This is a genomic window from Hymenobacter jeollabukensis (genome assembly GCF_005771675.1).
In the GTDB taxonomy this organism is placed as follows: Bacteria; Bacteroidota; Bacteroidia; order Cytophagales; family Hymenobacteraceae; genus Solirubrum; species Solirubrum jeollabukense.
Genome location: NZ_VAJM01000003.1, coordinates 312,509 through 332,969 on the forward strand (window position 1 = coordinate 312,509; position 20,461 = coordinate 332,969).

At 66.8% G+C, this 20,461-nt stretch carries 21 protein-coding genes and 1 tRNA gene; 8 read left to right on the forward strand and 14 right to left on the reverse strand.

Translation table 11 applies throughout. The features are described 5' to 3' along the window. Positions 1-15 precede the first annotated feature (15 nt). Positions 16-444, reverse strand: a complete 429-nt coding sequence (locus FDY95_RS08795) for a hypothetical protein (protein WP_138076852.1) — start codon at positions 442-444, stop codon at positions 16-18. Positions 445-772: 328 nt separating this feature from the next. Beyond that, positions 773-1,306 carry a GNAT family N-acetyltransferase gene (locus FDY95_RS08800; protein WP_171025600.1) on the reverse strand — a complete coding sequence of 178 codons (534 nt, stop codon included), beginning with the start codon at positions 1,304-1,306 and terminating at the stop codon, positions 773-775. A gap of 197 nt (positions 1,307-1,503) precedes the next feature. Here FDY95_RS08800 and FDY95_RS08805 point away from each other — a divergent pair, with 197 nt between their 5' ends. Further along, on the forward strand, positions 1,504-2,940 hold the full coding sequence (locus tag FDY95_RS08805) for an aldehyde dehydrogenase family protein (protein ID WP_138076856.1): 1,437 nt from the start codon (positions 1,504-1,506) through the stop codon (positions 2,938-2,940). A 104-nt stretch (positions 2,941-3,044) separates the two neighbouring features. On the opposite strand, the gene FDY95_RS08810 is transcribed toward FDY95_RS08805, so the two are convergent. Further along, positions 3,045-4,802 carry a DUF5723 family protein gene (locus tag FDY95_RS08810; RefSeq protein WP_138076858.1) on the reverse strand — a complete coding sequence of 586 codons (1,758 nt, stop codon included), beginning with the start codon at positions 4,800-4,802 and terminating at the stop codon, positions 3,045-3,047. Positions 4,803-5,098: 296 nt separating this feature from the next. On the opposite strand from FDY95_RS08810, the gene FDY95_RS08815 reads away from it, so the two are divergent. Further along, a complete protein-coding gene (locus FDY95_RS08815; protein ID WP_138076860.1) occupies positions 5,099-7,168 on the forward strand; it encodes an FAD-dependent oxidoreductase in 2,070 nt (689 codons plus the stop codon). Between the two features lie 90 nt (positions 7,169-7,258). Beyond that, a complete protein-coding gene (locus FDY95_RS08820; protein WP_138076862.1) occupies positions 7,259-8,347 on the forward strand; it encodes a flavin-containing monooxygenase in 1,089 nt (362 codons plus the stop codon). Positions 8,348-8,682: 335 nt separating this feature from the next. Here FDY95_RS08820 and FDY95_RS08825 read toward each other — a convergent pair whose 3' ends face one another. Beyond that, complete coding sequence (locus FDY95_RS08825) at positions 8,683-9,060, reverse strand: T9SS type A sorting domain-containing protein (RefSeq protein ID WP_138076864.1); 378 nt, start codon at positions 9,058-9,060, stop codon at positions 8,683-8,685. Positions 9,061-9,256: 196 nt separating this feature from the next. On the opposite strand from FDY95_RS08825, the gene FDY95_RS08830 reads away from it, so the two are divergent. The 3 genes from FDY95_RS08830 to FDY95_RS08840 all read left to right on the forward strand — a co-directional run bounded on the left by FDY95_RS08830 (position 9,257) and on the right by FDY95_RS08840 (position 12,523). Continuing rightward, on the forward strand, positions 9,257-10,399 hold the full coding sequence (locus FDY95_RS08830; RefSeq protein WP_246073968.1) for an NAD(P)/FAD-dependent oxidoreductase: 1,143 nt from the start codon (positions 9,257-9,259) through the stop codon (positions 10,397-10,399). A gap of 123 nt (positions 10,400-10,522) precedes the next feature. Next, on the forward strand, positions 10,523-11,638 hold the full coding sequence (locus FDY95_RS08835; RefSeq protein ID WP_138076866.1) for a type III polyketide synthase: 1,116 nt from the start codon (positions 10,523-10,525) through the stop codon (positions 11,636-11,638). A 153-nt stretch (positions 11,639-11,791) separates the two neighbouring features. Then, positions 11,792-12,523: a methyltransferase domain-containing protein gene (locus FDY95_RS08840; RefSeq protein ID WP_246073969.1), complete on the forward strand. Its 732-nt coding sequence runs from the start codon at positions 11,792-11,794 to the stop codon at positions 12,521-12,523. Positions 12,524-12,541: 18 nt separating this feature from the next. On the opposite strand, the gene FDY95_RS08845 is transcribed toward FDY95_RS08840, so the two are convergent. From FDY95_RS08845 to FDY95_RS08865, 5 genes are all read right to left on the reverse strand, one after another. Then, positions 12,542-13,477: a histone deacetylase family protein gene (locus tag FDY95_RS08845; protein WP_246073970.1), complete on the reverse strand. Its 936-nt coding sequence runs from the start codon at positions 13,475-13,477 to the stop codon at positions 12,542-12,544. A 37-nt stretch (positions 13,478-13,514) separates the two neighbouring features. Next, a complete protein-coding gene (locus FDY95_RS08850; RefSeq protein WP_138076868.1) occupies positions 13,515-13,919 on the reverse strand; it encodes a hypothetical protein in 405 nt (134 codons plus the stop codon). A gap of 77 nt (positions 13,920-13,996) precedes the next feature. After that, positions 13,997-14,269: a hypothetical protein gene (locus tag FDY95_RS08855; RefSeq protein WP_138076870.1), complete on the reverse strand. Its 273-nt coding sequence runs from the start codon at positions 14,267-14,269 to the stop codon at positions 13,997-13,999. Between the two features lie 300 nt (positions 14,270-14,569). Then, positions 14,570-14,992, reverse strand: coding sequence for a hypothetical protein (locus tag FDY95_RS08860; protein WP_138076872.1), 423 nt, complete (start codon positions 14,990-14,992; stop codon positions 14,570-14,572). A gap of 215 nt (positions 14,993-15,207) precedes the next feature. After that, positions 15,208-15,282 (reverse strand) — tRNA-Val (locus FDY95_RS08865). 196 nt (positions 15,283-15,478) lie between these two features. Here FDY95_RS08865 and FDY95_RS08870 point away from each other — a divergent pair. After that, positions 15,479-16,180, forward strand: a complete 702-nt coding sequence (locus FDY95_RS08870) for a porin family protein (RefSeq protein ID WP_138076874.1) — start codon at positions 15,479-15,481, stop codon at positions 16,178-16,180. A 116-nt stretch (positions 16,181-16,296) separates the two neighbouring features. After that, positions 16,297-16,806: a DUF6992 family protein gene (locus tag FDY95_RS08875; protein ID WP_138076876.1), complete on the forward strand. Its 510-nt coding sequence runs from the start codon at positions 16,297-16,299 to the stop codon at positions 16,804-16,806. Positions 16,807-16,900: 94 nt separating this feature from the next. Here the strand turns inward: FDY95_RS08875 and FDY95_RS08880 are convergent, their stop codons facing one another. The 5 genes from FDY95_RS08880 to FDY95_RS08900 form a co-directional block, all read right to left on the reverse strand. Then, positions 16,901-17,455: a type 1 glutamine amidotransferase domain-containing protein gene (locus tag FDY95_RS08880; RefSeq protein WP_138076878.1), complete on the reverse strand. Its 555-nt coding sequence runs from the start codon at positions 17,453-17,455 to the stop codon at positions 16,901-16,903. A gap of 123 nt (positions 17,456-17,578) precedes the next feature. Then, a complete protein-coding gene (locus tag FDY95_RS08885) occupies positions 17,579-18,112 on the reverse strand; it encodes an acyl-CoA thioesterase (protein ID WP_138076880.1) in 534 nt (177 codons plus the stop codon). A gap of 87 nt (positions 18,113-18,199) precedes the next feature. After that, on the reverse strand, positions 18,200-18,739 hold the full coding sequence (locus tag FDY95_RS08890; RefSeq protein ID WP_138076882.1) for a hypothetical protein: 540 nt from the start codon (positions 18,737-18,739) through the stop codon (positions 18,200-18,202). A 137-nt stretch (positions 18,740-18,876) separates the two neighbouring features. After that, complete coding sequence (locus FDY95_RS08895) at positions 18,877-19,989, reverse strand: DUF3616 domain-containing protein (RefSeq protein WP_138076884.1); 1,113 nt, start codon at positions 19,987-19,989, stop codon at positions 18,877-18,879. A gap of 12 nt (positions 19,990-20,001) precedes the next feature. Next, positions 20,002-20,430, reverse strand: coding sequence for a hypothetical protein (locus FDY95_RS08900; protein WP_138076885.1), 429 nt, complete (start codon positions 20,428-20,430; stop codon positions 20,002-20,004). Between the last annotated feature and the right edge of the window lie 31 nt (positions 20,431-20,461).

The window sequence follows — 20,461 nt, forward strand, 5'->3', positions numbered from 1 at the left end:
GGGCCAATGCTGATGCTACTTGGCGCGCTGACTGGTCAGCCAGGTTTCGGCATCGGCGCGGTGCGGGAAGCGCCGGAACTCGACGGTGGTGGGCGCACTGGAAACCACACCCTGGGTGGAGAGGCGGTGCACCGGGTCCTGGCCCTCCACGATGGCGCAATGGCGGAAGCCCGCCTGCCGGATGGCCCGCGGAATCCAGTCGCCGGTGAGCCACTGCTGGGCCGCCGTCGAGAGGGGTTGCCGCTGGCCGTGCACCGAGAGGATCCGGCCCGAGCCGGTGCTTTGCAGCAGCTTCAGCGCCTGCTCGTAAAATGCCTGCAATTCGCCCAGCTCGATGCGGCTGGAGCGCCAGGCCAGCTCCACGTAGCCGGCCGAGTGAAAAATGACACTGCCGGCCGCATTGCGAAAAAAGACGGTTTCCCGGTCGGGTAACAGTGGGGACATCCGGTGGTGGGCAAAAAGGCGCGCGGCACCCAGGCACCGGCGGCAAGACAGACGAAATAAGTAGCCCCGCGTAGTCGTGTCCGGCACTGTGCCCGCCAGGATAGAGGCGGGCCGGCGGTAGTCAGCGGGGCCGAATGGGTGTAAAATTACGAAGCCGGCGCCACATCCCGAAGCGGCCCGGCGGCAGTGAACCAGGCAATCCGGCCCACTTCCCGGGCGCAGCCGCGGTCCAGCCCGGCTGCAGTCCGCTGATTACCGGATGGATAGGGGAGCTAAAAAGTAATGCACAGGGTGTGGAAAACTTTGTGCATAACTCAGTTGCTGGCAGTTACGCCGGCCGCTGCCGCTCCATGTGCAGCCAGCGCACCTGGTTGTGCGTCACCTCGCGGGCCAGCCGGAAACCGGCCTTTTCATAAGTCCGCACGGCGCGGGTGTTGGAGGCCGCCGGTACGATGGTGCACACTTCCACGCCCAGCTGCGCGAAGAGGTAGTCCATCAGGGTGGTCAGCGCGTCGGTGCCGTAGCCGCGGCTGGTGTCGGTGCTGCTGGCAATCCAGATGTCCAGCTCGGTGGAGTTATCCAGCGGATCGACGCCATCGTAATTGACCTGCCCGATCAGCCGCCCGTCGGCCAGGATGCCGAACGACTGGCCCTGCGCCGGGTCGGAGGCGTCGAAGTAGTGGGGCTGGTAGTCGCTGAACAGCTGCTCCCAGGTGGGCAGGCCGCTGTTGTCGGCCGTGTTGAAGATGAACGGGGTAGCATCGGAGCGCACGGCCCACTGGTAAAACAGGTCTTTGTCGGCGGGCGTGAGCGGGCGCAGGGTCACGCGGGCGCCCTGCAGCAACGGGGGCAAACTAGTCATGCACGAAAGCGGAGAGGAGCGGAGGTCTGCGTAAGATACGGCACGGCGCGGCGCTTTGCGGCAAAATCTGGCCATTCGCTGCCAAACGGGAAACGGCGGGCCGCCTGGGCGCGGCACCCGAATCTGCGGGCAGACGGCCCCAGCCGGAGCATCCGCGCCGATTTCAGCTTACTTTAGGTTTGATTCCCGCTCCCGCCATGCCCACGCCCGCCCCCGCTGCCGAAGCCCCTGACCTTGCCGCCCTGCTGCCCCGGCTGCGCGCCCGCAGCGAAGCCCTGCGCCGCGAATCCGTGGCCGAACGGGCCGGCCGCCTGCAGCGCCTGCACCAGTGGATAGGCCAGAACCGCGCGGCCGTGCAGCAGGCCCTGCACCAGGATTTCGGCAAGCCCGCCACCGAAACCGACGTCACCGAGCTCTACGCCACCCAGGCCGAAATTCGCCACGCCATTCGGCACCTGAAACGCTGGATGGCGCCCAAGCGGGTAAGTACGCCGCTAGCCCTGCTCGGCACCACCTCGTGGGTGCAGTACGAGCCCAAGGGCGTGGCCCTGATCATGGCGCCCTGGAACTACCCGTTTTACCTGGCCGTGGGCCCGCTGGCCTCGGCCCTGGCCGCCGGCAACTGCTGCGTGCTCAAGCCCTCCGAGCTGACGCCGGCCGTATCGGCCCTGCTGGCCCGCATGGCGCGGGAGGTGTTCGATCCGGCCGAAGTCGTGGTGGTGGAAGGCGGCAAGGACGCGGCCACCGCCCTGCTGGCCCAGCCCTTCGACCACATCTTCTTCACCGGCTCGCCGCAGGTGGGCAAGGTGGTGATGCGCGCCGCCGCCGAGCACCTGGCCAGCGTCACGCTGGAGCTGGGCGGCAAGAGCCCGGCCATCGTCGATGCCTCGGCCGACCTGCGCGACGCGGCCGAGAAGCTGGTGTGGGGCAAGTGCGTGAATGCCGGCCAGACCTGCGTGGCCCCCGATTACCTGTTGGTGCACGAAAGCGTACAGGCCCCGCTGATCGAGGAAATCCGCGGGGTGCTGCGCCGCTTCTACGACGCCGAGGGCGCGGGCGTGGCCGCTTCCGCCTCGTTTGCGCGCATCGTCAACGGCCAGCACTTCCAGCGCCTCGCGGGCCTGCTCGAAGACGCCCAGCGGCGCGGCGCCACCGTGGCCCTGGGCGGCGGCGTCGACCAGAGCCAGTGCTTTATCGAGCCCACCGTGCTCACCGACGTGGCCCCCGACAGTGGCGTGCTGCAGGAGGAAATCTTCGGGCCGCTGCTGCCGGTGGTGCCCTTCCGCACGCTCATGGAAGCCGCCGACTTCGTCAACGCCCGGCCCCGGCCGCTGGCGCTGTACGTGTTTGCCCGCAGCCCGGAGGCGCAGCGCTACGTGCTCGGGCGCGTGCCCGCCGGCGGGGCCTGCCTGAACGACACCATCATTCACCTGGGCCACCTGGAGCTGCCCTTCGGCGGGGCCGGCAACAGCGGCATCGGGCGGGCGCATGGGCACTACGGCTTCCTGGCCTTCTCCAACGAAAAAGCCGTGCTGCGTCAGCGCGTCGGCCAAACCGGCATCAAGCTCTTCTACCCGCCCTACACGCCCAAGGTGCAGCGCGTGGTGGATCTGCTGCTGAAATATCTGGGGTGAAATGCCAAGCCCCGACGAAGCCGGAGCGGCTTACGGGGCAAGGTTCCGTGGGGCTTATCAAACGAGGTTAATCCGGCTCAGTGGTGCCGGGGACCGTTGCCGGATCATGGTTGCGTAGCGGGAGCCGGCGACGGAGCAACCGGCGTTGCGGCCGGCTCCGTCGGCTTCTGTTCTGCCGGCGTGGGCTCGGCGGGTGCCGGGGCTGGCTCGGTCGGTGCCGGCATGGGCTCGGCGGGTGCCGATTGGGGGGCGGGTTCGGCGGGCTTGGTTTCCGCCGGAGCAGGCGCGGTGTCAGTTGGCGTGGCCGCCGGAGCGGGCATCACGGCCGGGGTAGTGGCCGGAGCAGGCGCAACTACTGGAGACGCTGGAATTGCCGGTCGGGCCGGAACCGGTACTGGCTTGCGGGTCCCTTTCTTTGGCTTGTAGCGGGCGTTGCCGATGTTCAGCAGCGAAAACTGCATGTAAACGCTGGCCCCGTACGGATCGGCGCTGGCAAACAGGGACGAGAGGTCGTTGGAGCCAATCAGCAGCGGCCCCATGCGCAGCGACATGCCGGTGGCCACGGTGCGGTAGTTGTTCAGCAGCGCCACCGAGGGGGCAATTTCCAGCCACTTGGTTTCCAGGCGCGGCGACACCGTGGCCGTGGAAAACGTGCGCATGCCCACCGCGTAGCGCCCGGTCATGCCCTGATTGATGGCCGCATTCACGTACAGCTTGCCGGCCAGGCGGTAGTCCACGTCGAGGTGCAGGGCCGTGGGCAGCTTGGCTTTCAGGACGGTGGTGCGCGGGTAGCGCACGGTGCGCAGCACGCGGTTCATGCGTTCGTCGAGATTGTCGAGGTCGATGCCCTCGACGTCGGCTTCGCTTACTTTCAGGTTGGTGGCTTGGATGCGGGCGTAGTTCATCGCCTGGGCGTAGCGCACCGAGCCCATATCCGTCAGGGCTGCCGCCAGGCGCAGGCGGTACTTGTTGCGCGAGTGGTCCACCCGGTTGCGCCCCTTCTTGTCCACGTAGTTGTACTGCTCGGTCTGGGGGCGCAGCTCGTACACCACCCCCACATCCAGGCCCCAGCCCGCGCCGTTGCCGTTGCCCGGCTTCAGCCAGCGCAGCGCCTGCCCGGCGTCGAAATTGTCGAAGGCATCGAGGTTGGAGTAGCCGAAAGCCGCGTCCAAGCGCTTGAGGTGCAGGGTGGAGTCGCCGGTGCTGGCCGTGCGGGCCACCACTTCGTAGTCCAGCGCCTTCGACTGCAGGTAGGCCGAGGCAATGCCGCTCACGCGCCGCACCGTGGCGCCGGCCTTGAGGAAGTGGCGGCCCTGATCGAGCACCACCCGCCCGTAGCCCACGTTCCACTCGGCAATGGCGTTCAGGTTCAGGTTGAGGGTCTGGTTGCGCACGTCGGCGCGCTGCTCGAAGCCATCCACGGCGTTGCGGATAAACTCTGGCGAGGCCGCATTGACCTGAATGCTGGTGCGCACGCGGCTGCTCACGGCCACGGTGTTGCGCGCGTTCAGGCGCAGCAGCAGCCCGGGGCCCCGCAGCGTCAGGCCGACCCCGCCCAGGCGCGCGTCGTTGCCCGGGCGCGGCGTCAGGTACCGCTGGCTCAGGTCCAGGTCGTTGGCGCCGGGGGAGCGGAGCGTCCAGGGCCCCACGTAGCGGTAGGCGTTGTTGGTGGCGTGCACATCGAAGCCGATGAGCTGCAGCTGGCACGAGAGGCGGTTGTCGGCGAGGGTGCCGGGGTTCCAGCTCATGCCCTCCAGGCCCGCGTAGTTGCCGTGCGCGGGGCTAAAGGTGGTCTGGGCTACGACGGTACTGGGCAACACGCCCAGGGCCGCCGCGCAAAGGCGGGTAAAAAGTTGTTTCATGCAGACTGGTGCAATAGGAGGGTAGCAGGACGGAGAAGTTCAAGCCAACTGAGTAGAGTGAAATAGTTGCACTCAGCCTGTATTTCAGTTGGATTAAAAAGCAAAAATACCCTGTTCAGCCAGGGCCTACAATACCCGGAAGCAGGTATTTAGCGCGCTTATCTCATCGAGTCAGCTCGTCTGATTCGGCAGAAAAGTAGTCGGCATGCCGAGCTTATCGGCCCGAATGCGTACCTTTTCTAACCGATGCCCGCGGGCGGTTCGCGCCACCCGTTTCCGCCCAGCCCACCCGCCGCATGAAGCTTACTCCCGCCCGCCAGCACCTGCTGCTCGCCCTTGCCGATACGTTCATCCCAAGCTTGCCCGCCGAAACCGCGGCTACCGCGTTCTGGCAGCGTTCCGGCGCCGAGGGCGTGCGGCTGGAGCTGCTCACGGCCGCCCTCGAAGCCCAGCCGGAGGCCCTGCAGCAGCAGTTCGCGCAGCTGCTGGCCCTGCTCGACAGCCCGCTGCTGGGTTTGAGCTGGGGCGGCCCGCCGCGCCGCTTCGTGGCCCTGAACGCGGCGCAGCGCGAGAAGCTGCTGCAGCGCTGGTCGCGCAGCCCGCTGCCGCCGCTGCGTCAGGGCTTTCAGGCCCTGCGCAAGCTGCTCACCTTCCTGTTCTACGCCGACTCCACGCCCGCCGCGCCCAACCCCGCCTGGACCCCTATCGGCTACCCCGGGCCGCTGGCGGGTTCGGAACCCCTGGCCGATACCCCGCGCCCGCTGCCCACGCTCCGCCCCGCGCAGGATGTGCACTACAGCTGCGAGGTGCTGGTCATCGGCAGCGGGGCCGGCGGGGGCGTGGTGGCCGGTGAGCTGGCCGCCGCGGGCCACCACGTGCTGGTGCTCGAAAAAGGCCCCTACTGCCACGGCTGCGACTTCACGCAGCGCGAGGCCGACATGATCGGGCAGCTCTACGACGCGCGCGGCACCCTAGGCACCACCGACGGCGGCGTGACCCTGCTGGCCGGCTCCTGCCTGGGCGGCGGCACCACCGTCAACTGGGCCGGGTCCTTCCGCACGCCTGATTACGTGCTGCGGGAATGGGCCCAGGAGCACGACGCGCCCCATTTCACCCAGGCCTCGTTTCAGGCCAGCCTCGACGCGGTGACGCGGGCCCTGCACGTCAACACCGACTATGCGCGCCACAACGGCCAGAACCAGGCCCTGCTCGACGGCTCGGCCCGCCTGGGCCAGCCCACCCGGCTGATTCCGCGCAACGAGCTGGGGCTGGATGACTCCGACCGGCACTTCCGCGGCCTTGGTTTCAGTACCTTCGGCGACCAGTACGGCGTGAAGCAGGGCACGCTGAACACCTACCTGAAAACCGCCGCCGAACACGGGGCCGACCTGCTGCCCAACACCCAGGTAACGCGCCTGACCCAGCAGGCCGGCCGCGTCACCGGGGCCGAGGCCTGGCATACCACCGCCGACGGCCGCCGCGTGCGCGTGACGGTGCAGGCCAAGCGCGTGGTGGTGGCCGGCGGGGCCATTCAGACGCCCGCGCTGCTGCTGCGCAGCGGCCTGCGCCACCCGCACCTGGGCCAGCACCTGCACCTGCACCCCACGGTGGCCGTCACGGGCATTTATCCGGAGCTGATCGAGCCCTGGTACGGCCCGAGCATGTCGGTAGTGAATGACTCCTGCACCCGCCTCGACGGCTCCAACTTCGGTGCCAAAATCGAGACGCCGCCCGCTCACCTCGGGCTGATGGCCATGACCCTACCCTGGACTTCCGGCACCGCGCACAAGCGCCTGATGCTGCAGGCCGCTCACCTGGGCTCGTTCATCGTGCTGACGCGCGACCGGGACGGGGGCCGCGTGCGCGTCGACGGGCAGGGGCAGCCGCTGATCAGCTACCGCCTCAGCCGCTTCGACCGCCACAGCATGCTCGCCGCGGTGCGCGCCGCTGCCGAAATCCACGCCGCGGCCGGGGCCCACACCGTGCTGCTGCCCCACGGCACGCTGCCCACGCTGCAGGTGCAGCAGGGCCGTATTCAGAACCCGGCGGTGCTCGACGGCCTGCCCGGCCTCGACTGGTCGCCCAACCGCTTCGGCCTCTACAGCGCCCACCAGATGAGCACCTGCCGCATGGGCGGCCGCCGCGCCGACCACCCCACCAGCCCCAGCGGCGAAGCCTATGAGCTGCGCGGCCTCTACGTAGCCGACGGCTCGGCCTTCCCGGCCTGCAGCGGCGTGAATCCCATGCTCACCATCATGGCCCTGGCCCACCACACCGCTCAGCACCTGAAAATTGACCTGGCCGCCGACCGCGGCAGCTACACGCCGCCGTTGCTGGCGCAGGACGTTTTGGAGCACCGGCGGTAGCGCCGCGCGGCCACCCGCGCGCGTCAAGGCGCCGCCAAGCCCCCGGCCATCGGTTTTTCGCCGTTCCTTTGCGGCTGAATCTGCCGCCTCATGCCCCTGACCACCGCCCCTGCCCAGCCCGATTACCGCACCGATACGCTCGTCATCGGCGCGGGGCAAGCCGGGCTGGCCGCCGCCTACTACCTGCAGCGGGCGGGCGTGGCCTGCATCCTGATCGATGCGGCGGCGGCGGTGGGGCAGCAGTGGGCCACGCGCTACGATTCGCTGCGGCTGTTTTCGCCGGCCTGGGCCAGCGGCCTGCCGGGGCTGCCCTGGCCCGGCCCGCGTCTGCGCTACCCCACCAAGGACGAAGCCGCCGCCTACCTGCGCCACTACGCCGCGCATTTCGACTTCGCCATTCACCTGAACCAGGCCGTGGCGCACCTCGGCCGCCCCGCCGGGGCTGACTTCGAAGCCCGCACCGCCGCCGGCACCCGCTACCTAGCCCGACGCGTGATTGTCTGCACCGGTGGCTACGCGGCGCCTCGCGTACCCGCCTGGGCCGCCGAGTTGCTGCCTAGCGTGGTGCAGGTGCACAGCAGCGCCTACCGCCGCCCCGTCCAGCTGCCCGCTTCCGGGCCGGTGGCCGTGGTGGGCAGCGGCAATTCGGCCCTGCAGATTGCCTCCGATCTGGCCACCACCGGCCGGCCGGTCTACGTGGCCTTCGATGAGCGCACCGGGGCCATGCCCAACAATACCCTGATGTGGGCCACACTCGAAACCACGGGCCTGATGCGCGCCTCGCGCCACGGCCTGCTGGGCGGTTGGATGCAGCGCCAGCCCGAGCCCGTGGTGGCCGGCGACTTGCGCCGGCTGCGCCGCTTCCCCAACGCCCACTTTATCGGCCGGGCCCGGGGCGCCGATGGGGCCGGCCTGCGCGGCGCCACGGGCACCACGCCCGCGCTGGCGGCCCTGGTGTGGGCCACCGGCTTTCGGCCCGATTACGCCTGGATCGAACTGCCGACCTTTGATGCCGACGGGCAGCCGCGGCACCACCGGGGCCTGAGCGTGGTGCCGGGGCTGGCCTTCCTCGGGTTACCCTGGCTCGACAGCCGCAGCTCGGCCCTGATGGGCGGTGCCGGCCGCGACGCTCACCGCGTGGTAACCGGCCTTTTGGGAGCCAAAACTACAATCGTCTGAAAAAAACGAAACTAGTCGTAGCCTAGTCGAGTTAAAGTGAGTACTTTGGCCTATAGGCTTTCACTTTTTTTGCACTCTTTCATGACGCTGAATTCGCTCGCCGAACAACTGGCCGCGCTGCTGAACCGCCTTCTGGGTGGCCGCAAACCTCAGCTCCAGCCGGTCCCGGTTCGCGCTGGTCGCTAACCCCGGACTTCCTGTTCGCATCGTCAGCCCCGCCGGTTCGCCCGCGGGGCTTTTTTTGTCGGCCTCATCCGCCTCGGGCTCCCCAAACGCAGCGCGGGCGGCCTCCCCGAAGAGAAGCCGCCCGCGCGGTCGGTAGCACTAAAGCAGGGTTAGCGAATCACCAGCTTGCGCATCACGCTGTTGTTGTCCGCGTCGATTTTGATGTAGTACAGGCCGCTGGCAAAACGCCCCAGGTCGAGGGTGCGGGTGAAGCGGTTGTCCAGCTCGGTGATGGTTTCACGGTACACTACGGTGCCAATGACGTTCAGCACGCGCAGCTCGGTCTTGCGGCCTTCGAAGCCGGTAACGGAAATGTGCACCACGCCCGAGCTGGGGTTGGGGTACACCACGATGTTTTTCTCGTCGGAGGAAGTTGCGCGGGGCGCGCTCTGGCGCACGGCGGGCGCGGCCGTTACGGGTAAACTGCTTTGCAGGCAGCACAGGCTAAAAGCAGTTACCAGAAAACCGTATAGTAGCTGTTTGGACATAAGGAAGCCTAAGGTGTTGAGGCGTCGGAAGTGGGAAAGGAGCTGACGGACGCCGCGTCGGAACACAAAACGTCCACAAAAGTAACGGCTTATTCTGAAATAAGTTATCAAAATATAGGGCTTGTCTGGTAGCTTTCCGACAATCGCACAATAATTCCGGCCGAACCGGCGTTTTTTTCCGCTTAATCCCTGCTGTTTGTTGACTTCCGCTGCCGAGGCCAATTGTGATATTCTAATTATTGGCGGCGGGCTGGCCGGCCTCACGGCCGCCCTCGACCTGGCGGCGCGCGGCTGGGCCGTGACTTTGGTAGAGAAGCGGCACTATCCCTTCCACCGCGTCTGCGGCGAGTACGTCTCGAACGAGGTGCTGCCCTACCTGCGCCGCCTCGGCGCCGACCCGGCGCCGTTGCAGCCCGCCCGTATCACGCGCTTCCTCATGTCGGCCCCTGGCGGCCGCACGCTCAGCGCCCCGCTCGACCTCGGCGGCTTCGGCGTGAGCCGCTACGCGCTCGATGAGTTTTTGCATCAGCGGGCCCTGGTGCGGGGCGTACAGTTCCGGCTTGGCGCCACCGCGGCCGACGTGCGGTTCGACGCCGCGGCCGGCCTTTTCGGCGTGACGCTGGCGGGTGGCGAGGCGCTGACGGCCCGCGTGGTGCTGGGCGCCTACGGCAAGCGCGCCACCCTGGACCGGCAGCTCGACCGCGCCTTTTTCCGGCAACGCTCGCCCTACGTGGGCATCAAGTACCACCTGCGGCTGGATTTTCCGCCGGACCTGATTGCCCTGCACAACTTCGCCGACGGCTACGCGGGCCTCTCGGCGGTGGAAGACGGGCGCTACTGCTTCTGCTACCTCACTACCCGTGAGCAGCTGCGCCGGCACGGCAGCATTCCGGCGCTGGAAAGCGAAGTGCTGGCCCGGAATCCGCATCTGCGCGCGGTGCTCACGGAAGCCGAGCGGCTGTACGAGGCCCCGGAAGTCATCAACGAAATTTCCTTCGCCCCGAAAACCTGCGTGGAGCAGCACGTGCTCATGTGCGGCGACGCGGCCGGCCTCATCACCCCGCTCTGCGGCAACGGCATGGCCATGGCCATGCACGGCGCCGCCCTGGCCGCCCGCCACACCGATGCCTTCCTGCGCGGTGAGCTGACGCGCCTGGCCCTGGAAGCGGCCTACACCCGCGACTGGCACCAGCACTTTGCCGGCCGGCTGCGCGTGGGGCGCTGGGTGCAGGGCCTGTTCGGCGGCCCGCGCCTGACCGACGCGGTGGTGGGCACGCTGCGCTACGCCCCGGCGGTGGTGCAGGCCCTCATGCGGCAGACGCACGGGGCGGCATTTTAGGGCCATGAACAATTGGTAATGAGCAATGAGCAAGCAACGCTGCCTGGTCAGACCGGCAGGCACCCCATCATTGTTCACGGTTCATTGTTCATTGCCAATTGACTTTGCGTATACTGCCCTTGCATGACCACCAGCTACCTCAGCGCCATCGGCACGGCAACGCCGGCGCACCGGCTTTCCCAGCCGCAGATTGCCGAATTCATGGCCCGCGCCCATGGTATGGACGAAGCGGGCACGCGCAAGCTGCGGGCCATCTACCGGATGTCGGGCATCGGCTACCGCCACACGGTGCTGCCGGATTACGGCCGCGAGGAGGGCGACTATACTTTCTTCCCGAACACGGCCGACCTGGAGCCCTTTCCCACCGTGGGGGCGCGCATGCGGGTGTACCGCCGCGAGGCCCTGCCCCTGGCCGCCGAAGCCGCGCTGGACTGCCTGCGCCAGGCCCCCGAAATTGATCCGCTGACCATCACCCACCTCGTGTCGGTGAGCTGCACGGGCATGTACGCGCCGGGCCTCGACATCGAGCTGGTGCAGCACTTGGGCCTGCGCCCCGACGTGCAGCGCACCTGCGTAAACTTCATGGGCTGCTACGCGGCTTTCAACGCGCTGAAGCTGGCCGACGCCTTCTGCCGCGCCAACCCGCGCGCCCGGGTGCTGGTGGTGTGCACCGAGCTGTGCACCCTGCACTTTCAGAAGCGCACCGAGGAAGACCACCTCGTGGCCAACGCCCTGTTTGGCGACGGAGCCTCGGCGGCGCTGGTGCTGGGGCAGCCCGCCGCCGGCCGGCCCAACCTGGAGCTGGCCGCCTTCCATTGCGGCCTGGAGCCCGACGGGCAGGCCGACATGGCCTGGCACGTCAACGACTTCGGCTTCGAGATGACCCTTTCGAGCTACGTGCCGCGGCTGGTGAAGCAGGGCATCCGCAAGCTCACCGAGGGCCTGCTGCGCCACCTGCCCGTGCGCCTGCCCGACGTGCGCCACTTCGCCATTCATCCCGGCGGGCGGCGCATCCTGGAGGCCATCGAGCAGGAGCTGGGCCTCACCCCGGCCGACAACCGCCACGCCTACAAAGTGCTGCACGAAGTCGGCAACCTGTCCTCGGCCACGGTGCTCTTCGTGCTGCGCGAGCTGCAGCAGCACCTGCTAGTGGCCGACGACGGCGCCCCGGTGCTCAGCTTCGCCTTCGGCCCCGGCCTGACGCTGGAAGCCATGCTGCTGCGGGTGGCGTATGTGTAGGGTAGGAGTTAAAGAGGGTAGGAGTTCGGGAGTTGACAGGGCCGCGTTTCACGTACCTTTTAGGTTGTCGGCTGGAATATGCAAAGCTTGACTCCCCACTGCCTTCGCCCATCACTCATACCCTCCTAAACGCATACCCGCATACCCTGGACAATGCCCGATTTCACCCGGCGCTCCGACCAAGCGGAGCTGATGGACGACCTGACGCTGGCCTCCGAAGCGCTGCGGCAGAACCTCGACGAGCTGGAAATCATCAACACCCGGCTGGGCGGCTACGCGGTGGTGACCGATGCGCTGGCGCGGCTGACCCGGCCGCGCCCGGCGCGGCCCCTGCAGATTGTGGACGTGGGCAGCGGTGGCGGCGACACCCTGCGTCACCTGGCGCGCTGGGCCCGGCGCCGGCAGCTGCCCGTCGAGCTGGTGGGCGTCGATGCCAACGCGTTCATGGTCGAGTACGCCGCTACGCGCAGCGCGGACTTTGCCGAAATCAGCTTCGCGCAGCAGGACATCTTCGCCGCTGACTTTGCCCGGCGCCGGCCCGATATTATCACCAGCAGCCTGTTTTGCCACCATTTCAGCGACGAGCAGCTGGTGCGGATGCTGCGGCAGTGGCAGGCGCAGGCCCGGGTGGCCGTCGTGGTGAACGACCTGCACCGGCACCCGCTGGCCTACCACAGCATCCGCTGGCTCACACGGCTGCTGGGCGGCTCTTACCTGGTGCAGCACGACGCGCCGCTGTCGGTGCTGCGCGCCTTCCGCCGGCAGGACTGGCAGCGGCTGCTGGCCCAGGCCGGCATCGGGCAGTACGAGCTGCGCTGGCGCTGGGCCTTCCGCTGGCAGCTGGTGCTGCCCGCCGCTTCGGCCGATGTCGCTTCAGGGCTGTAATCAGACGGCAGCCCTGCGTCAGCCCCAGAGCTCCGCGGCCACGCGGAAGGTATTGGCGTGCGCCTCCACGATGTCGGCCACGCGCTCGGAATAGCCGCCGCCCATGCACACCACCACCGGCAGCCGGTGGCGGTGGCACAGCTCCAGCACCAGCCGGTCGCGCTGGCGGCAGCCTTCGCGGGTGAGGCCCAGATGCCCCAGCTTGTCGGTGGCCAGCACGTCGACGCCGGCGAGGTAAAACACGAATTCGGGCTGCTCCGCGTCGAGGAGGCGCGGGAGCGTATCGGCCAGCAGGCGCAGGTACGTGGCGTCGTCGGTGCCGTCGGGCAGGGGCAGGTCCAGGTCCGACTGCTCCTTGCGGGCCGGGTAGTTGCGCCCGCCGTGCATCGAGAAGGTGAAGACCCGTGGCTCGTGGCGAAACAGCGCGGCCGTGCCGTTGCCCTGGTGCACGTCGAGGTCGACGATGAGTACCTTGCCGATGCCTTCGTGACGCAGCAGATAGTTGGCCGCCACGGCCTGGTCGTTGAGCAGGCAAAACCCTTCGCCGCGGTCGAAAAAGGCGTGGTGGGTGCCGCCGGCCACGTTCAGGGCCACGCCGGTGTGCCGGGCCAGCCGGGCGCACTGCACCGTGCCGCCCAGAATTGCCACTTCGCGCTCCACCAGTTCGGCCGACCATGGAAAGCCTGTGGCGCGCTCTTCCTGGCGCGTGAGCTGGCCGTGGCAGAGGCGGTGGTAGTAGCCGGCCTCGTGGGTTTCGAGGATGTACTTTTCCGGCAGCGGGGTAGGGGCAAAGAGGCTTTCCTCGGGCAGGGTGCCCTCGCGCACCAGTTGCTCGGGCAGCAGCTCGTACTTGAGCATGGGAAAGCGGTGGCCAGCCGGCAGCGGGTGGGCGTAGAGCGGGGCCCAGGCCACGGGCAGCGGGTGGGGCGAAACGGCGGGCAGGGGAAGCGTCACAAGGAGCAACAACCGCAAAACCGCGGCCGGGGTTGCGTTACGTGGGCCGCGTCAGCAGCCATTGCACGGCCGCAGGCTCGTCGTCGAAGTAACGGTAGGTCAGGTTCAGCTCGCGGCCCTGGGTGGTGACGGTGGCCGTGGCTAGGCGGGCAAACACGTCGTGGGCCTGCAGCACGGCCCCGTAGCGGTAGCCGCCTTCGGCCACGGCCGCGGGCATCCACTGCTGCGTCATGTGGCGCTGCTCGGAGGCTGAGAAGGGCTGCATCAGGCGCTGATCCACCAGCAGGCGGCCATCGGCGCGGCGGGCCAGCAGGCGCGTGACGTGGCCCAACAGGGCGCGCAGCTCATCCTCGCTGCGCTGGCCGGCGGAGTAAGTCAGACGGGCAAAGCCGGCCGGATCATCACTGATGCGGCCGGCTCGGTTTTCAAAGTAAAGACGCAAGGAAAGGCAGGCGGTAAAGAACCGTAAGCATAACCAGCAACGGCCCGAATGGTTATTCGGGCGTTTGGGTAGCCGGCTTAGTTGGAGACCGGCAGCGCGGCCCGCAACTCCTGATCAGCCACGGTACAGAAATACTCACGGGCCATGAGCAGGTCGGCTTCGGCCACGCAGTGCGCGTGGGCGGGCGACTGGCTGCGCGCCGCGCAGCCACATTCGCAGATGGTAAGCAGGGTGGCCGAGGTGAGGGCCTCGGGCGTCAGGTAGGGCCGAAGCTCCTGGACATAGTTCTGTACCCACCGGGTATAGTGGTACAAGCCCACGGCGGACCGCAGGTCATAAGGCGTTAGCATGCAGGCAATAGGTGTGTGAGGAGGGCGAGGTGTACCGAAGTACCCCGCAATATAAATCCTTAGTATGATATCATATATAATTCAGGGGGAGCCAGATAGGATTATAGCTTAAAAAAGGCCGCCGTAGCAGGCCGCTCACTTCCTTGCCGCGCGACAAAAACCTGCCGGCGAAACCGTTCATAACCGGCTGTAAAATAGCCCCGGGCTTTCTTTTTGGAGCAGGTCTGGCAGTCGGCCGGGCATGGCGTTTACATCCCCCAAATGATTCATCGGCCAGCAGGCTTAGCTACCGGGGCGCTGCTAACGGGCCAGGTGAATAACGATGCGGTTGTAGCCAGCCCCTGCGGAGTAGCTATACTCCAGCAACAGCTCGGATTGGGTCAGCGTCTTGATGAGCAGATCAAGCTTGCTGCCGATACCACCAGCTGCGTATTGGCTATGGATGATGGTTTGCTCGCGCGTGTAGGTGTAGAGGTAGGGCCGGCTGCCTACGGTTACCGTGTAATCAGACGGCGTAAACAAATACGTGGTGGGCTCAACGGGCGGAGCCGAAGGGCTGTGCACCAACACCACGCCATCAGCATTAAAAAAAGTGGTTTCAGTGTACTGCACCGTCCAGGTGCCTTCCAGCTGGGGCGTAGGCTCGGGTTCTTTCTTCTTGGTGCAGGCCGTGGCTGCCAGAATCAGCAGGCTAAACAGGAGCGAGCGTAGGAACAAGGGCATCGGAAATGGATAAGGTAGTTGTACAAGTATGGAGCAGGGCAAGATAGAAGATGGGCGCCCATTTACGGAGTTGTAGCTGCTGCCACGCATAGTTGGACTGCCCCGAATAGCCTTGATATCAACGGCCTGGGCAGCTTCTGTCGGCTCAGACCCAGTGGCGTCGGCGCCGGTAAAAATCAAAAATCCCCGCTCCTAGTATGGAAGCGGGGATTCTGTGAAGCGTACTGGACTCGAACCAGTGACCTCCACCGTGTCAGGGTGGCGCTCTGAACCAACTGAGCTAACGCTCCGGACGGGGTATTGCCCGAAGCCACAAACTTAACTTGGTAAGATAATGCGTTGCAAGCTTCTCGTCAAGAAAATTTTTCAAAACCGGGCGAGAGGGCGTAACCCGGGGCCGCCGGGCTTAGTATAGAACCCTGCTAATGCGGCTGTAACCTCCTCAGGCAAATCAGCGCCGTAGCCTAACCCTCAAGCCTTTTCGTCATGAAAAAAATTGCACTCATCTTGTCGCTGTGCGCCCTGTGCGGCGGCAGCGCCTTCGCCCAGCGCGGCGTCGAAGGCATCCGCAAATCGTCGGACTACCAGACCACGCCGGACTCGCGCAACAACGGCTTTGGCCTGAAGGGCGGCTGGAACGCCTCGACCATTCGCGGCACCGAAAAGAACAACTACACCGATTTGTCGGCCCGCAATAACTTCCACGCCGGGGCCTACGCGCAGTTCGGCTTTTCGCCCCAGACCTCGTTGCAGGTAGAGGCGCTGTACAGCCGCCAGGGCTACAAAGCCGGTTCGCAGTACCGCACCACCAGCGCGGGCGCCCCGAACACGGCCAAGTACGAAACCCAACTCGACTACGTGCAGGTGCCGGTGATGTTTGTCTACAACTTCGTCGACAACGTGAGCTTCCACGTGGGGCCGCAGGTGTCGCTGCTGGTCAACGCCAAGGAGAACAAGAACTCGGTGAACCTGGCCGACCGCAACTACAACTCGCTGGACTACGGCGCCGTGGGTGGCATTGAGGCCCGCGTGGGGCCGGCCCGCATCGGGGGGCGCTACGTGCTGAGCCTGGGCGACATCTACAACGACCCGAAGATGGAAAACGGCGTGATGACGCCCGACAGCCGCATCGACAACATCAAAAACAGCGTGGTGCAGGTGTACGTGGGCTTCGGCTTCTCGCAATAGCCCCACCCGCTGATTCATATTGCTGAATTTTAGGAAGCCAGCCCGGCCACCGGGCTGGCTTCTTTGCGTGTAGTCCTTACTTTGGCGGCAGCCGTTCCGCTTTACTACCCTTCGCCATGCCCGCTTCCGTCAGTGTGGCCCTCGATGCGCTAAACCAGCAACGTGAGCTATTAACCCAGCAGGGCATGGGCCTGCTGGGGGCCTGGGCCCTGCTAAACCTGCTGCTGAGCGGCTGGCTGGTGGCCCGCACCGGCCGGCGCACCGTGCGGCACCATTTCCACCTGATGAACGTGGCCTGGGGCGCCGTCAACGCCACCATTGCTACCTGGGGCATCATTCAAGCGCGGCCGCTGCGTGCGGCGGGCCGCACGCTGGCGGCTAGCCTGGAGGCGCAGTTCGGGCTGGAAAAGCTGCTGCTGCTCAACGTGGGCCTCGATGTGGCTTACGTCACCGCCGGGGCCTGGCTGCTGGCGCGGGCGGCGCGGGCCGGGGAGCAGCGCCCCGAGCGGCTGCGGGGCTTCGGGCAGGCGGTGCTGCTGCAGGGCGGGTTTCTGCTGGCCTTCGATGCGGGGCTGTACGGGCTGATTCACCGTTTCGCGGCGGCGCTGCTGGCGCTGGTGCCGTGAAGGGCGTCGGCCACATCAGGCGGGCCTAAACAACAACCGCCCGGCCGCGTGAACGGTCGGGCGGTTGCCTTAAAGAGTGAGGCGCTTGGGGCAATTACTTGCCGCCAATCTTCTCAATTAATGTTTGGTTAAACGCAGGCAGGTCGCCAGGGTTGCGGCTGGTCACCAGATTTCCGTCGACAACCACTTCTGAGTCTTGCCATTGGCCCCCGGCGTTTTTGATGTCGGTTTTCAGGCTGGCCCAGCTGGTGACATTCTTGCCGCGCAGCACGTCGGCTTCCACCAGCAGCCAGGGGCCGTGGCAGATGGCGCCCACCACTTTGCCGGCGCGCACGAAATCGGCGGCGAACTGCACGGCCTTGGGCTCGGTGCGCAGGATGTCGGGGTTCATCTGCCCGCCGGGCAGCACCAGCGCGTCGTAGTCGGCGGGCTTGGCCTCGTCCAGCGTTTTATCGACGCTGACTTTGTCGCCCCAGTCCTTCTGGTCCCAGCCCTTGATGGAACCGCTCTTGAGCGACACGATGTCGACCTCGGCGCCGGCATCCTTGAGGGCCTTGACGGGTTTTTCCAGCTCCGATTGCTCGAAGCCGTCGGTGGCCAGTACGGCTATGTGTTTGCCCTTCAGCGGGTCGTTACCGAAAATACTCATGGCAGTCAGGTGTTTTGGGGGGGGGGATAGAAACGAAAACCGGAACCGCCCGCAGGGGCTGGTTCCGGTTCTGGCTTAACGGCAAATACCGCGGCGGGGTTGTTCAGGGCGGGGCGGCTGGGCCTATTCGTCGAGCTGGCCGGCAGCTTTGCGCTGCTGCTTGAAGTGGCGGCGCAGCTCCTGCACGCGCTCATCGAAGCCGTCGGGGTCGTAGCTGATTTCTTCCTCGTCGAGCTGGTCGAGCAGGTCCATGAGCGCGTCGGTGTGCTCGGTGCGCTTGCCGCTGGTCAGGCTCACGTAGGCCATTTCCGACCACAGCAGGGCCTTCAGGCGCAGGCCGTCGGCGTCGAGCATCTGCATTTCCACCACCAGGCGCGAGTTGTCGAAGTGAATCAGCTGGGTGCGGATGAGCACCTGCTCGGCGTGGTTGGCGGGTTTGAGGTAGCTCAGGTGGTGCTTGGTAATTACCCAGGCGGCCTGCTGCTCGCGGGCCAGCTGGCCCAGGTTGAGGGCGTAGTGGCGCAGCACGTGCTCCTCGCGGGCGTTGAGGAAGTAATCGAGGTAGCGGGCGTTGTTGAGGTGGCCCAGCTGGTCGCAGTCCTGGAAATAGATGCGGTGACGCGACTCGGGGGTGCGCACCAGGGCAGGCGTGGTCATAGGCGGCGGGAATGGATGCGGCCGCAAGGTACGCGAATGGCCCCGGGCAGGGCCCTCGGCCGGGCGGCGCGGGCGGTGGCGTCGGGGTTACCCTTTCTGGCCGGTGCACTGGCGCTGCACCGCGCGCAGGCGGCGCACCACCTCGGCTACTTCGGTTTCGCTGGTGGTGTAGAGCGGCAGGGTGATGGAGTCGATGCCCGACTTGCTGCCGCCCTTGGCCGCCGGGCGGCGCAGCAGCTTCAGGTCGTAATGGGCCGGGTCTTTGGCTTCGGCTTTCACCAGCGAGTAGCTCACCGCCCCGATTTCGCTCCATTCCAGGCCCAGGTTCAGCTCAAATTCCACCTTGTCGTTGGATTTGGCCGCCCAGCTGCTGCCGTTCTTGCTGTTGCTCACCGAAATGTTGAGCGCGCCGGGGTTGTCGCCCGAGCGGTACTTGCGTACGGTCTGGCGCACGCCGCAGTCGGCCAACGACACCAGCACTTCGGCCGGCTCCTCCGGCTTGGGGTCGACCATGAGGCGGTTGAGCTGCTTGGTCAGGGATTGTACTTCGGCGGCCGGGGCCTGGGCGGCGGCACTGCCAGCGGCCAGCAACACGAGGACGAGCGGGGCAAGAAGCGGTTTGAACATAGCGGTGAGCAGAGCCGTGCGGGTGGTACCGAGGCGGCGGCCTGGCACGAACAGGCGGCAACCACGGCGTCAGATGCCGCTGGCCCCGCGGGCGTTGCCTGGCGGCTCCCTGATATTTTTTCTGCTCCTGGCGCCGCTCAGACGGGCAAGGCAAATACGTCGGCCAGCACGTCGTCGGAGTCGGGGCGGCGGTCGGTGGTCGGCGCGTCGTACACCACCAGCACGTGCTCGTCATCGAGCTTGGTCAGGCCCTCGGCGCGGTCGTGGCCGGGCTGGTGGGGCACATCGAGCAGCCAAGCGCACTGCTGAATGGTGTGCCCGGTGTGCGGGCGCAGCGCGTCGGCCCAGCGGTACACGGCAATGCGGCCGTCGAGGTCCATGGTCGGGCCGGCCAGCAGGTAGAGGTGGTGGTCGACGGTGTGCAGCTCGCGCAGGCCCATACCGTCCAGGTCGAGGAGGTGCTTGTGGTAGCGCTTGCCGCTGCCCGGCAGCTCGGCCAAGCGCAGGTGGCCGTCGGGCTTGTCTTCGGCGGGCTGCGGCAGCAACTCCAGCACCACGGCCCAGCCGCGCAGCACCGGTCCGCGCAGCCCCACGAAAACGCGGCCATCGGGCGCGGCGGCAATGCCTTCAATGTCGAAGCCGTTGTCCTTGCCGGGCAGCGCAATAAACCGCTCCAGGTGGTCATCCTTTGCCAGCAGGTCCATCAGCTCGTTGCCCTCGGCGTGCATGGGCAGGCGGGCGGCTTGCGGCTTGGTGCCCTGCGGTGAAATGCCCGCTCGCGTCAGCACGTAGTCGCCGGTAGCGGCATCGGGCAGCAGCGGAATGCGGGCCAGCAGGTAGCGGTTGGGTACCGGCTCCACCTTTTTCAGCTGCTTCACCTGTTCGCGCTGCCCGGCATCGTCCAGCGGCGGCTGACCGGGCTTGGGCAGCTTGGGCTGCTCCCGCTTGCGGCCGTGCGAGCCGATGACCCAGAGGTAGTCACCGGCCCAGGCCAGCCCTTCGATATCGATTTCCTCGTCGGGGCCGCCCGGCAGATCGAGCAGCGGGTGCAGCGGGAAGCGCTGATGCTGGCCAAACGAGCCGTCGGGCTGCAGCCGCAGGCGTTCGAGGGAAGTGTGCTCGTCGCCGGCCACCCACAGGTTGGGGCCCGTGCGCATCACCGCCGACAAACTGTCGCGCACATGCTTGCCTTTGGCGTTGTGGCTGAGCTGCGGGTCGAAATGCAGGGTGCGGGTAGACGTGCGAGGCATGAATAGATGGCGTTAGTTGCCGGCCCGCTGTTCGCGCAGCTTCTGCTGAATCTGGGGCTTGCGCTGCTGGTAGAGCTGGTACTGGGCTGGCGTCATGATCTGCTTGAGCTGGCCTTCGGAAGTGGTATTGATGCGGCGCAGGGCGCTGCCCAGGGCGGCCTTGTCGGTGCCGTACTTGGCCTGCGCGGCGTTGACCTGCTCCACGGTGGCGGCCAGCACCTGACGGATGCGCTGGGTCTGGTCGTCGCGCAGCTTCAGCTCGTCGGCCATAACGGACGCTAGGTCGCGCACGTTTTCGCGGCGGATTTCCTCGGCGGAGTGGGTTTCGGCGGCGGTGCTGGTGGCCGCGGCTTCGCGCTGGGCGCGGCGGTGGCGGGCGCAGCTGGTGGCCAGGGTAACTATCAGCAGCAGAGACAGAAGCCAGAATCGGGGGCGCAACATAACGGAGCAGAGAGAAGGGGGTTCGGGCGTG